The sequence below is a fragment of the Thermosporothrix sp. COM3 genome (assembly GCF_059696735.1).
The window spans coordinates 1,437,265-1,449,871 of the sequence record NZ_AP019376.1 but is presented as its reverse complement, the minus strand read 5'-3'; the positions used below and the strand labels follow the sequence as shown (position 1 = coordinate 1,449,871).

Below are 12,607 nucleotides of genomic sequence, written 5' to 3'. Positions count from 1 at the left end.
AGTGCTCTGGTGCAGGCTGTTCCTGGTAGGGCTCGCTCTTTAGCTATCGCTCATTTCGGCTGTTCGGTTGTCGGCTCGCCGCTCATAGCGCTTGCAGGGCCGAATCAGTGCGGAATGGCTCAAAGGTGTGATTCTGCTGCACCCAGGTGGCGACCTCGGGTTGAAGGCGACGCGCTTCATGCAAGAGGGTGACGGCTTCTCGATCTGCGCCTGCTTTCATGGCGATCTCGGCCTGCTGGTAGATTGCACGCCCAAGCTCGTTGGCGGGCAGGTCGCGGCGGCGCATAATGCCAATCATACGATCGTAGAGGTGGAGGGCGTCGTCACATTTGCCCTGCTGAAGCAAAAATGCAGCTATGTGCCTGTATGAATGTTTGACGCCGGTCGACAGGATCTGCGGCCAGAGGGGTTCGCCCTGTAACGAGGGAAAGTGCACAGGATCGCTGAGCTGCTCTTCAGGCAGATATTCAACCAGCATCAGCAGCTCGCGGAAGGCATTTTCTGCCTGCATTGCAACCGTCTCCCAGGTGCGCCGTTGAGCTGCGGCAAAGATGCGAGCATTCAGCGCGTCTGTCTGCTCTGTTGAGTTGAGGGAAGTGGGAGGGTCTCCGTGCTCGGCTTGCTGGATGTGCTCGCTTGTACGCTCTTTCCAGGCCGAAATGTGGGCCAGTACTTCCTTCGCGGACCAGCGTTCCACCGTTCCGAGGGCCTCCTTTTCGGGATCGCTCAATGTGCTGATCCAGCTTAATTCCTCTTCGCGAGCCAGATGCAGGAGGGTAAGAAGGGTGGCTTTCGGGAAAAACGGTGGCATTATTTGGAATGTCCTTTCTGCTGTCCTGTTGCTGTGTTTATTGTATTTTGGAGGTACAAGCAGTATATCATAGAGAAGCAAGAGAATGCGAATTACTTCATTGTGTATCAGTATATCTCACGCGGGTTCGAGAGGCGTAATGGGCGCTTTCAGGCTGGATAAAAGCCTGTTCTGAGCAGAGATGTCGGTAGCCATTCCGGGCTACTGCTGTGCGATGAGCGCGCGAGCCGTCTGTTCGACGCTCTCCAGGCGGTCAAAACAATGATTCTCGATCATATCCAGATTGTTCAGACGCTGGACCTCGTTGAGTGGCTCATGAAGCAGGCTGTGAAGCCACGCCGCCAGATTGCGCAACTGGAGGCGATACGTATAGTAGGCGAGCAGGGCCATATTCCACTGAAAAGGTGCCTCATAGGCTGCCGCGAACGCGCTGAAGTCGGGCTTGATGAAACCGCTGTAGAGGTATGCGTCCCGCTCTGGTGGCGCGATAATGGCTGCTTCCCAATCCAGAAAGGTGAGTCGCTGCGAGGACGTACGAATAATATTGCCGCCCCAGGGATCACCATGACAGAGCACTCTGTGTGTGGGCTTCTGGCGCGCCTTCTCGGCATACGCGTCGCTCTGTTCGAGGAAGGCGTCTATCTGTGTGCGGCGTGGCTCGACCAGTGCTCGGAGCTGTTGCAGAAAGGGCGGGCTCGCTGTCGTGATGGCGTCCAGCGCGGCCAGGTTTTCGCGTAGCTCCTGATCGAATGGGGCTGTGAGGTCGTCGGGCGGGACATGGAGCCCCTCGGGAGGCCTGACGGTATGGAGTTGTGCGAGGGCGCGCCCGATCTGCCCGACCAGTTCGCGCGACATGGGATAAGCATTCGCGAGCGTTTCGCCCGGGATGAAGGTGTAGAGCGCGAAGAGCAGCGGCCCTGTATCTGCCTGGAGGGTGCCGCTTGTGGTTGGCAGAGGAAGCGGCGCGTCAAGCGCTTCGAGGTGCATACTGGCGATGGTGCGCTGCAACGGAAGCGAGAACTGCATCCGCTCGGCGGTTCGACGTCCGGTTGCGGTGCGCCGATCAACGATTTTCAGATAGGTTGTGGAGTCCGCTTCTACCCGATATGAATAAGCAGAATCACCTATCGGGATGAAATGCAGGTCGATTGGCTCAAGTTGCCAGTACTCCCGCAAGATGGAGCGAATCAGCTCATTACCTTCAGGCAGCGGTTGTTTCACCGGGGGCCTCTTTCAAACGAGCCATGCGTGATGACTCAGGGACGTCTTCAGGCGTGATAATCGATGACGATCGCAGTCATGTCGTCGGGCTTGGCGCGGAGGATGACACGATTCTCCGCGCGTGAGCGCTGAATAGCGGCGTCCACGAGTGCCTGCGCTGCCTGCGCGATCTCGGTATCTCGCAAAATACGCTCTATTTCCTGATTGGTCAGGTTGTCGTGAATGCCATCAGTGCAGAGCAGGAGGCGCATGCCCGGCGTGAGTTCGCGGGTTCCAGTGTGCACACCCAGGTGCTGCGCGTCGCCTAAGGCCTGTGTGATGCCGTTGCGGCGCTGAAAATAGAGATATTCGGCGTCGGAGAGCTGATCACGGCTTGTGGCCTGTTCAATGCGCTCGGCATCTTCTGCGGTGACGTAGCCCTTCTGAAGCAGGAGGGTCAGATAGCTGTCATCCTGAGTCAGGCAGGTGAGTGGCTGATCCGGCGAAAGGAGATAGAGCCTGCTATCACCGACTGAGGCATAGGCCAACGTATAGCCATCAGCATGAGGGCATAGAGCTGCAATCGTGGCTGTAGTCGCCTGACTCTCAAGGCGTTGAACACCGGCACGTTGCAGACCATCCTGACGGATTTGTTCGTGCGCCTGTTCAAGGAGCTCGCGGAGCCGGGTGGTGACATCGTCCGGTGCTGGCGAGGTGGCGTCTGTTTGCCAGTGCGTAAAAAGGCGTTCCCAACCCTCCTGGATGACGCGAGCGGCGATCTGTGACGCGATCTCTCCGCCCATGCTTCCACCGACGCCATCAAAGACGGCGGCAAAACCCCGCTGCTGATCGGCGATCAGTTGATCTTCGTTGCGTTCCCGGTGCGTATCGCTTGCGACGCTGTGTGCTGTAAATAGAAAAGTCGCTTGCTCAGGTTGGTTCATGCCCCTCTGCCTTTCTGTTCCCTTTATACTTGTTCTCTTGAGAAAGAGCCAGCCTTCTCTGTCTTTCCGGGGTTGATTGCGGCGTGCGATAACAGGGCTACTGTTCGTACTGTTCAGACGTGAGTAGCATGTTCTATTCTCTTTATGAATGTGTTCCCATTTTAAAGCGAGCTACAAGAAATGTCAATCGTTTTCTGGTTGTGCCTTGAAAAGCAAGCTGGCAGGCGGGAATCTTCGTTGATTCCTGTCGCGGCGATCTGCTTTCTTGCTTTCGAGTAATACTGAAGCCGAAACGAGGGAATTCCAGGCTTCCCTGAAGCGAGATGTAGAACTCATCCGTATTCCTAACAAGACCAGGGATGCATACTCTGCCATACCAGTATATAATGAAAAGACTTTTATGGAGAATGCGTATTTTTCCTGCCGGTGAAAAGGAATAATAAAGAAGCATCATGGTCTAAAAGGAGGCGGTATTGATCGTATGATGCGCAATGAACACCCTGCATCCTCTCTTGATTTTCTGGCAGGTGGGGGCGAAATGGGAGAGCGTATTCGCTCGTTTGATTGGGCCTCGACGCCGCTTGGGCCTGCCGAGCAATGGCCACAGAGTTTAAAAACGATTGTCCGGATTATGCTTACGTCGAGTCAACCGATCTGGATTGGGTGGGGACCTGATCTGATCAAGCTCTATAACGATCCTTATAAGGCGATTGTTGGCGGCAAGCATCCTGAGGCTCTTGGTCAGCCCGTTCGCGTGGTGTGGCGCGAGATCTGGCCTGATATTGCCCCTAAACTGCGCACCGCAATGGAAGATAATGTCGGAACCTATGATGAGGCGGCACTGCTCATCATGGAGCGCTATGGCTATCAGGAAGAGACCTACTATACCTTCTCGTATAGCCCGGTTCCAGGTGATAATGGGGGCGTGGGTGGCATTATTTGTGCAAATACCGACGATACTGCCCGGATTATTGGAGAGCGGCAGGTGAAGCTGTTGCAGACACTTGCCGCCGAAACATCGGACGCACGTACGATTGGGGAGGCCTGCCGCTTGAGCGCCGAACTGTTGACCCGAAATCCGCAGGATATTCCGTTCGCGCTGCTCTATTTGCTCGATCAGGATGGGAAGCAGATGACGCTTGCGGGGACCAGCGGCATTGAGCGTCAGCATCCTGCGGTGTTTGAGCAGGTGGCGCTCGATCAGGATGCTCCCTGGCCGTTTGCTGAGGTGATGCGAACGCAGAAGCCCTGTCTGATTGACGATATCCAGCAGCGCTTTGGGGCCCTGCCTACCGGGGCATGGAAGAAAATGCCGCATCAGGCCGCTATTCTGGCGGTTGCTCCCTCGGGCCAGACTGGCCAGGCGGGCGCGTTGATCGTGGGCCTTAATCCCTATCGGCTCTTTGATGAGAGCTATCAGGGCTTCCTGAAGCTGGTATGCAGCCAGATCTCAAACAGTATTGCAAACGCGCAGGCATATGAAGAGGAGCGGAAGCGTGCTGAGGCGCTTGAAGAGATCGACCGGGCCAAGACGCTCTTCTTCAGCAACGTGAGTCACGAGTTCCGCACGCCGCTGACCCTGATGCTTGGACCAATCGAGGAGATACGAGACGATCCGAACACGGCGCCCGCCAATCGCGAACGAATTGAGGTCGCGCATCGGAACGCGCTGCGGCTGTTGAAGCTGGTCAACACACTGCTCGACTTCTCGCGGCTGGAGGCGGGTCGCATTCAGGCCAGCTATGAGGCGACTGATCTGGGCATCTATACCGCCGAACTTGCCAGCAATTTTCGTTCCGCGATTGAGAAGGCCGGAATGAAGCTAACGCTGGATCTCCCCGCGCTCTCGGAGCCGATTTATGTGGATCGCGACATGTGGGAGAAGATTATCTTGAATCTGCTCTCCAATGCATTTAAGTTTACCTTTGAAGGCGAGATCGCTGTGCGGCTTGAGGAGCGGCGCGACCATGTGGTGTTGCAGGTGCAGGATACTGGTGTTGGCATTGCGCCCGATCAGTTGCCGCTCATTTTCGAACGCTTCCGGCGCGTTGAGGGCGTACGGTCGCGCTCTTATGAAGGATCGGGAATCGGGCTTTCACTGGTGCAGGAGCTTGTCAAGCTGCATAAGGGTGAGGTCGAGGTGACAAGCACCCCGGGCAAAGGGACCACGTTCACCATCACGCTGCGGAAAGGGACGGCGCATCTGCCTGCGGACCGCATCGGAGCGACACGTACCCTGCAATCGACCGCCCTGAGCGCTGCCATCTATGTTGAGGAGATGAGCCAGTGGCTGCCTCCTGAGGAAGAGGAGCCGGCAGGCTTTCCGGCTGAAATTCCTGCCGGGGATCGCCCGCGTATTGTGCTGGCCGACGACAATGCGGATATGCGTGACTATATCTGCCGCCTGTTGAGCGATCGTTTTACGATTGAGGCCGTCGCGAATGGTAAGCAGGCGCTGGAGGCGATTCGGCGCGCTCGCCCCGAACTGGTGCTGACAGATGTGATGATGCCCGAGATGGATGGGTTCCAGCTTTTGCAGGCAATAAAGGCACATCCCGATACTGCTCGTATTCCCGTGATTATGCTCTCGGCTCGCGCTGGCGAGGAAGCAACGATTGAAGGGGTGCGTGCGGGTGCTGATGATTATCTGGTGAAGCCTTTCTCGGCGCGTGAGTTGCGGGCCCGCGTGATCACGCATATCAAGCTCGCCCGAAGCCGCTACGAGTCCGAGCGCAAGCTATTTGACCTGTTTATGCAGGCTCCGGCGGCCATCGTCATCTTGCGTGGACCGACATATGTGGTGGAACTGGCGAACCCGACAACGCTCGCGATCTGGGGCCGAAGCAGTGAGGATGTGCTGCATAAGCCGCTCTTCGAGGGACTGCCGGAGGTTCGCGGACAGGGCCTCGAACCGCTGCTAGAGGCCGTCTACACGACGGGGGTTCCCTACGTTGGCAATGAACTGAAGGTGGCGCTTGATCGAACCGGGAGCGGACAACTTGAGGATGTGTACTTTACATTTGTCTACACTCCTATGCGCGACGCTGTAGGGACGATCGAGGGGGTGATGGTTTTCGCGTTTGATGTCACCGAGCAGGTGCTTGCGCGACAGCGAGCCGAAGAGAGCGAGCTGCGTTTTCGGACGCTGGCCGATAATATCCCTAATCTCGCCTGGATGGCAGATCGAGGCGGTCGGATCTACTGGTACAACTCGCGCTGGTATGAGTATACCGGGACCACGCCCGAGCAGGTGAAGGATCAGGGTTGGGAGCAGGTTGTTGACCCGCAGGACCTCCCGGCTGTTCGGCGGCGCTTTCACCGGGCTCTCTATGAGCACGAGCCCTTCGAGATGGTGTACTCCCTCAGGGGCGCTGATGGCACCTATCGCCCGTTCCTCACACGTATGGTGCCGATTCGCGATGCAGAAGGTACTATTGTCCAGTGGTTTGGTACCAATACCGATATTACCGAGCAGAAGAGACTGGAGCGGCAGAAGGATGAGTTTCTCGGCATTGCCAGTCACGAACTGAAGACGCCTGTGACCAGTATCAAAGCGTATACGCAATTACTGGAACGTCGTTTCCGCAAAGCAGGGGATGAACGCGCCTCTGAACTCCTCAAAAAGATGGATATGCAACTGAATAAACTCACCTCGCTGATCGCCGACCTGCTGGATGTGACCAGGATTGAGAGCGGCAAGCTGCTATTCCATCCCGCTCCGTTCGACTATAACTCGTTGATTCAGGAGGTGGTAGAAGAGGCACAGCGCACGACCACCCGCCATACTATTCTGCAAGAGCTCGGGCCCTCTGTCACCCTGACCGGAGACCGCGAGCGCATCGGGCAGGTGTTAACCAACTTGCTGACCAACGCGATTAAATATTCGCCAAAGGCTGACACTATTTATGTGAAAACCGAGCTGAAGGACAATATGGTGATTACATCGGTGCTCGACTTCGGAATCGGTATTCCTGCCGAAAAGCAGCAACATCTCTTCCAACGTTTCTATCGTGTAGAAGGTGAAACACAGATGACGTATCCAGGGTTGGGGCTGGGCCTGTATATCTCGGCGGAGTTCGTCAAACGCCATCACGGAACGATCTGGGTTCAGAGCGAAGAAGGGAAGGGGACGACCTTTTCGTTCTCGCTGCCGCTCTCGCTCGCGCCTGAGGAACACCTACTTGAGGGAGAACAGAGTGCATAATGTCACAGAAGAAGCGTATTCTGATTGCTGATGATGATCCTGCTATTCTTGATTCGCTTGAACTTATTCTTGAAGATGCAGGCTATGAGGTGATTACAACCGGCGATGGGGCAACTATTCAGGATCTGGTGCAGATGAAGCCTGATCTCTTGTTGCTTGACATCTGGCTTTCAGGCTGGAATGGAAAGGATATTTGCGCCACATTGAAACACAATGAACAAACGAAACATCTCCCGGTTATCCTCTTTTCGGCGAGCCGGGAGACGGAAGCGATTGCCCGAGACGCGGGCGCAGATGCGTTTATTACCAAGCCGTTTGAGCTGGATGATCTGCTCGATACCCTGGAGCAGTATCTGTAGCGGGGAGATCTCAACGGTCTCCCCATTGATCGCGATAGTCAAGCGAGATGCGGCTATCCTGAGCTTGCTGCCGATCGGAGTCGCGGTAGGAGAAATAGGTATCGGCGTCGAGTAGCAAGAAAGAGGTAGTAGGGTGTGTATGATCCACGGAAATCTGACAGAGAATCCCCTGTAGCGCTGCAAGCGCATGTCCATCGCATTGTTGATGTTTCTGCATAACGTGGCCCCTTTCTTCTGGTTGCATGCTTTTCTCTGAGTCTACCATGAAGCGGATCGGGCGGAATGGGTCATGTGTCCCATTTTGTCCTCAAGCGCAGGGTTGAGGCCAAAATCAGCCAGAGGACAACCCGTGAGTTGATGTATCGCGCTGACATTCCGGGTACACTGGTTCTCATGAAAGAGTACGTGTGAGGAGTGTTATGAGCGAATCGAAGAAAAAGCGTCACAGAACACAGTTGCTGCCAGGCGTGTTCCTGAATGGTGTGTTGCCAGTAATCGTCTGAAATGTGGGGATATACGTGATCGGGCTTGAGGAGCTGCCTGCATTGCTGTTGACGGCGCTGCCTTCTTTTGTGCATACGCTGGTCAGCGTGAGCCTGCAAAGGCGTGTCGATCTGCTGGCGGGGCTGACGCTCTGCATCACGGCGCTGAGCGGGAATGAGCGGCTGTTTCTGTTGCGTGATCCGCTGCTGACGGGCGGGCTTGCCTGCCTGGTATCGCTGGCGTTTTTCCGGCTGCTTCTATACTTTGTTCTCAACTACCTGACAGGTATAGAAAGGAGGGCCTGGACACCGGAGCTACGGAGGACCGTTGTTGTATATTCGTTGTTATGGGGCGGCGGGCTGACGTTGGAGGCTCTTGGCCGCTGCTGACCCAATCGATCGAGGTCTTTCTGATCGCCTCCCCCTGCATCAGCTATAGCGTCTATGTGGTCCTGCTGATTGCCACGTTCGTCCTACGCAGGCGACGGCATACCCAACAGATCGTTAGGTAGCAAAGGCAATGCCGCCGCTTCGGAGCTTGACGCACGCCGGGATTACCGGAATGCGCCACTCATGCAAATAGCTCGTCGGAATGCCTCCTGAGAGGTATGCGGGCGCTTCTGAAGCGGTGTACGCTATGGGTGAAGATGAAATAGAAAAGAAGGAGATCAGAAACATGGTCCATTTGCATGAGTTGAACTCGCAGGAGACAAAGCGTCACCCACAGGTGTTTTTCGGTCAGTTGCGCGAGGGGCGCGGCCCGTACTTTGTTGAGGGGCTGAACGCCTGGGTAACGACGAGCTATGAGGATGCGCTGTTCGTGTTGCGCGATCCCCGGCTGACGAAGGATCGGCGCAAGCTAGAGGCCGCACGTGACAAAGTATTAGCGGAACAGGCGCTCGAATACCCGCATCTGTTGCTGGTCGATCCGCCCGATCACTCGCGCTTGCGGCGGCTGGTATCCAAAGCCTTTACGCCAAAGATGATCGAGCAGCTTCGCCCGCGCATTCAAAAGATCACAGAGGGCCTGCTTGATGCCGTAGAGGGGCGCGGCCATATGGATCTTATTGCTGAGTTTGCCTATCCGTTGCCGATCACGGTCATTTCGGAGCTACTGGGCATTCCCGAGGAAGATCGGTCGCAGTTTCGTCACTGGACGCAGATCTTCATCAATATTGAGGAGGAGCCCGAGCGACAACAGAAAGTAATAGGTGAATTTTTCGCATATATCAGACATCTGTGTGAGGAGAAGCGTGTGCATCCCGGGCAGGATCTGATGTCGGAACTGGTGCATGTCGAGGAAAACGGGGATCAGTTAAGCGAGAATGAGCTGATCGGGATGATCTTCCTGTTAATCGTGGCGGGCCATGAGACGACGGTGAATCTCATCGGTAATGGGACGCTGGCGCTTCTGGAGCACCCCGATCAGCTACAACTGTTGCGGAACGATCCGTTGCTGTTACCGGGAGCTGTCGAGGAGTTGCTTCGTTATACCTCGCCGGTCAGCCTATCGGATGAACGGTTTGCGCTTGAGGATATCGAGCTGCATGGGAAGACCATCCACCGGGGTGATCAGGTGCTTGCGGCGCTGATCTCGGCGAACTCCGACCCGCGCCAGTTTGAAGATGCGTTGCGACTGGACATCACGCGTAAGGAGAATGCACATCTGGCTTTTGGCAAGGGCATGCATTTCTGTCTGGGGGCTCCACTTGCCCGCCTGGAAGGACAGACCGCGTTCGGGGCGCTGTTGCGGCGGCTTCCCGGGCTGCGTCTGGCGGTTGACCCGGAAGCGCTGCGCTGGAATAATAACCCGATGCTGCGAGGGCTGGCGGAGCTGCCGGTGCGCTTTTAAGGGATCTGGCACCTGAGGAGCGACCTCCGAGATGCAGCATCAGGAAAAGCTGCCTGTTGTGCCGCGTACGCTGCGAAAGCGCGTTGCTATTGGATAGTTGGTCCCCTCCTCTCTCGCAGTGAAACGGTGAAAAAGGGGAAATGCTGAGTGTAGTACTTCTGCATTGTTGCTATACAGAAAGCGAATCTGCTATGCTTATGGGATCTGGTTCGTTTTGTCAATGAGAGAGAGGAAGGATATAGTGAATCTCCAGGCACTTTTTTCCGCACCCATTCTTGAACAAACGTATCTTGATCCCGGCTACTCGGGCCATGCAAGCGATGTCTGGCGTGTGCGGACAGCAGAGGAAGTGGTAGTTGTACGAATGCTGCGTCAGGGGCTCCCTGAGGTGCCATTCTGGTATGGGTGTCATGTATTGTTTGGTCTCGATCAACGGGCAATCTTTCAGCTTGAGCCGCTCAATCGTCTGCTTGCTCGTTTCTGTTCGCTGCCTGTTCCGCAGGTGTTGCGCAAGGGCACGCTGGAGGATCGACCGTATGTCATTGTCGACGCGATGCCCGGCGTTTCCTTTGAAACTTTCTCGGAACTGCCTGAAGAGGCACTGGAAGCTATGGGAGAGGAGTTCGCACGCTTGCATTGTGGTCGCTTCGACTGGTTTGGGACGCCCACTGGCAGTACGCGGTATGACCTCGCGGACTTTCAGACGCGATTGCAGGAAACACTGCGCCTGCTGGTTGAGCGATTTTATCAGCAGGATGAAGCGATCAAGAAGATGCTCCCCGCCGCCTGTGAGGCTGTGACACAGCTTCCGCCTCTTCACTATACCGTGCCCGTTCTGATGGATATGGATGCATCCCAGTTTCTGACCGATGGGAAGCGTATCACTGCCTTTGTTGATACAGAAGGGTATGCGATGGGACCGCGTGAGCTTGACTTTATCGGGCTGGAATATGTCTTTCAGCAGCGTGAGGCGCGGGCCTTTGCCCGGGGCTATGAGCGCGTTCTGAGCCTGCCCGAGATCGCGCCTGTACGCTTCGTCTATCGCTACCTGTATTGTTTGATGGAGGTGCAGGGCTCGGTCGCATTAGATCCCTGGATGCGCTATCCCGCTCTTTTTGCGTAATTGGTGGTATAAAAGAGTACTCCTGAAAAGAAGTGGTAGGCAATGGAATACATATAAATTATATAGAAATTATCAGGTATTCCTGAAATACGCAGAAGAGAGGTATGTTGATACTTCCCCCGCTTCAATGCGGGGGATTCTTCTTTCAGCCGGCAACCGTCTTGCCGCGATGCAGAACGGCTCGACGAGGTGCACGACGGGCCACGGCTTCCGCCGAGCAACTTGCCTCAACCAGTACCAGATCAGCCGGTTGACCGAGGCGCGGCCATTGTTGCTCACCCTGCGCGTTGACGGGCGTGAGGCCTCCAGTGATGAACGCAAGGGCTTCCGCAAGGTCTTCTTCCTGAACCATGCCCTGGGTCTCAGCGAGTCGGTTTGCTCGCTCAAAGATATCGCCGGTGCCGAATGGAGACCAGCTATCATAGACGTTATCACAACCAAGCGCGACATGGACCCCCGCTTTATGCAGCGTGTAGAGCGGCATCGGGATGCTCAAGGGGACACTTGAATTGATGCTGATGCCAAGCTCGACGAAGCGTTCGGCCAGGGACGCCAGCTCGCGGGTGTCGGCATCGGCGAGCGCGAAGGCATGGCTGATTGCTACTTTTCCCTGAAGCCCTGCCTGCTCGATCATATCGGCGAGCGTGCGAATCGTGTAGAGGCCCAGTTGTCCACGATCGTGCAGGTGCAGGTCGATGCCCGCGCCAAACTCAACGGCTATAGAGACCATTTCTTCTAGTGAGCGCTCAAGCTTGAGATCAACGGTGCCGGGGTCAACGCCACCGACCAGCGTCGCCCCGAGCTTCATCGCCTCGCGGGTAAGCTCCTGAGAGGAGGAGCGGAGCAGGCCGTGCTGAGGGAAGGCGACTATTTCATACGTCAGGTTGTTCTCGTTCTCTGTCAGCACTCGCTTGACTGCTTCCAGATGGCGTAGCCCGTACGCCGGGGCAATGTCGACATGTGTTCTGACGTGAGTGGAACCGGCGCGCTGGATCATGCCCAGGAACTGCCGGGCGCGCTCCTCGATGGGAACCGGGTGATTGTTCAGGATCTCAGCCTCGATCGCGACACGTTCAAGGATGCTGCGAGCCGGTCGCGTAGGCATCCAGGGGCCGCCTAACAGCGTCTTATCGAGATGAATGTGCCGCTCAATGAAGGCCGGGAGCGCGAGGGCCCCCTGTGCGCTGACGCGCGGGTGCTGATCGTGTACGGTATCATTGGGCTCGATAGCGGCGACGTGCCCATCTCGCAGTAGAAGCTGGAACAGATCAGTTTTTGTGCGCATGCGATTTTCTTCTTGGACGCGGCCTGTTTCCAGTAAAACATCTGTAAGCCAATAGGCTGTCATAACAAACCTCCAATCAGAAATAGGGATGTGGTGGGCACATGGTATCACCCGATGAAGTTCCTCCTTAGTTGCCTGGAGGGGCCTGAGAAGCGCTTTCAAGCGAGCAACCACCGGCAAGCACTATGAGGAAGCGGAGGCGCTTGCCCTGTTCTTACTTTATCATACTCACTGAGAAAAAGCGAGCAGGCTCTATTTTGGATGTGACGTATAGGGGACAAGTGTTGTTCTGTTCCTTTGAGATAGAGTATAATGGCCTTGCCTGATGTGCTCCCTGATTCGAGGGA

10 protein-coding genes are annotated in these 12,607 nt (G+C 55.9%); 5 read left to right on the top strand and 5 right to left on the bottom strand.

Translation table 11 applies throughout. From position 1 onward, the window contains the following. Nucleotides 1-82: 82 nt before the first annotated feature. The 3 genes from KTH_RS06260 to KTH_RS06250 form a co-directional block, all read right to left on the bottom strand. Nucleotides 83-811 (bottom strand): ClbS/DfsB family four-helix bundle protein, encoded by a 729-nt coding sequence (locus KTH_RS06260; RefSeq protein WP_497617259.1) that lies wholly within the window; start codon nt 809-811, stop codon nt 83-85. 201 nt (nt 812-1,012) lie between these two features. Next, complete coding sequence (locus tag KTH_RS06255) at nt 1,013-2,032, bottom strand: aminoglycoside phosphotransferase family protein (RefSeq protein ID WP_497617257.1); 1,020 nt, start codon at nt 2,030-2,032, stop codon at nt 1,013-1,015. Nucleotides 2,033-2,079: 47 nt separating this feature from the next. Next, on the bottom strand, nt 2,080-2,955 hold the full coding sequence (locus tag KTH_RS06250; RefSeq protein WP_111322069.1) for a PP2C family protein-serine/threonine phosphatase: 876 nt from the start codon (nt 2,953-2,955) through the stop codon (nt 2,080-2,082). A 481-nt stretch (nt 2,956-3,436) separates the two neighbouring features. Here KTH_RS06250 and KTH_RS06245 point away from each other — a divergent pair, with 481 nt between their 5' ends. Beyond that, nucleotides 3,437-7,159 (top strand): ATP-binding protein, encoded by a 3,723-nt coding sequence (locus KTH_RS06245; RefSeq protein WP_497617255.1) that lies wholly within the window; start codon nt 3,437-3,439, stop codon nt 7,157-7,159. Then, nucleotides 7,159-7,518, top strand: a complete 360-nt coding sequence (locus tag KTH_RS06240; RefSeq protein WP_497617254.1) for a response regulator — start codon at nt 7,159-7,161, stop codon at nt 7,516-7,518. Before KTH_RS06245 ends, KTH_RS06240 begins: the two co-directional genes overlap by 1 nt. 10 nt (nt 7,519-7,528) lie before the next feature. Here the strand turns inward: KTH_RS06240 and KTH_RS06235 are convergent, their stop codons facing one another. After that, complete coding sequence (locus tag KTH_RS06235) at nt 7,529-7,735, bottom strand: hypothetical protein (RefSeq protein WP_497617252.1); 207 nt, start codon at nt 7,733-7,735, stop codon at nt 7,529-7,531. A 301-nt stretch (nt 7,736-8,036) separates the two neighbouring features. Between KTH_RS06235 and KTH_RS06230 the strand changes: the two genes are divergently transcribed. From KTH_RS06230 to KTH_RS06220, 3 genes are all read left to right on the top strand, one after another. Then, nucleotides 8,037-8,390 (top strand): DUF3159 domain-containing protein, encoded by a 354-nt coding sequence (locus tag KTH_RS06230; protein WP_497617251.1) that lies wholly within the window; start codon nt 8,037-8,039, stop codon nt 8,388-8,390. 286 nt (nt 8,391-8,676) lie between these two features. Further along, nucleotides 8,677-9,852: a cytochrome P450 family protein gene (locus tag KTH_RS06225; RefSeq protein WP_497617248.1), complete on the top strand. Its 1,176-nt coding sequence runs from the start codon at nt 8,677-8,679 to the stop codon at nt 9,850-9,852. Between the two features lie 241 nt (nt 9,853-10,093). Beyond that, a complete protein-coding gene (locus tag KTH_RS06220; RefSeq protein WP_111322081.1) occupies nt 10,094-10,975 on the top strand; it encodes an aminoglycoside phosphotransferase family protein in 882 nt (293 codons plus the stop codon). Nucleotides 10,976-11,120: 145 nt separating this feature from the next. Here the strand turns inward: KTH_RS06220 and KTH_RS06215 are convergent, their stop codons facing one another. Beyond that, nucleotides 11,121-12,323 carry an amidohydrolase gene (locus KTH_RS06215; RefSeq protein WP_497617245.1) on the bottom strand — a complete coding sequence of 401 codons (1,203 nt, stop codon included), beginning with the start codon at nt 12,321-12,323 and terminating at the stop codon, nt 11,121-11,123. Between the last annotated feature and the right edge of the window lie 284 nt (nt 12,324-12,607).

Bases quoted from the DNA above. Each gene is read 5' to 3' on its own strand.
- KTH_RS06260 (WP_497617259.1), bottom strand. From the start codon at position 811: ATGCCACCGTTTTTCCCGAAAGCCACCCTTCTTACCCTCCTGCATCTG.
- KTH_RS06250 (WP_111322069.1), bottom strand. From the start codon at position 2,955: ATGAACCAACCTGAGCAAGCGACTTTTCTATTTACAGCACACAGCGTC.
- KTH_RS06245 (WP_497617255.1), top strand. From the start codon at position 3,437: ATGATGCGCAATGAACACCCTGCATCCTCTCTTGATTTTCTGGCAGGT.
- KTH_RS06240 (WP_497617254.1), top strand. From the start codon at position 7,159: ATGTCACAGAAGAAGCGTATTCTGATTGCTGATGATGATCCTGCTATT.
- KTH_RS06235 (WP_497617252.1), bottom strand. From the start codon at position 7,735: ATGCAGAAACATCAACAATGCGATGGACATGCGCTTGCAGCGCTACAG.
- KTH_RS06225 (WP_497617248.1), top strand. From the start codon at position 8,677: ATGGTCCATTTGCATGAGTTGAACTCGCAGGAGACAAAGCGTCACCCA.
- KTH_RS06215 (WP_497617245.1), bottom strand. From the start codon at position 12,323: ATGACAGCCTATTGGCTTACAGATGTTTTACTGGAAACAGGCCGCGTC.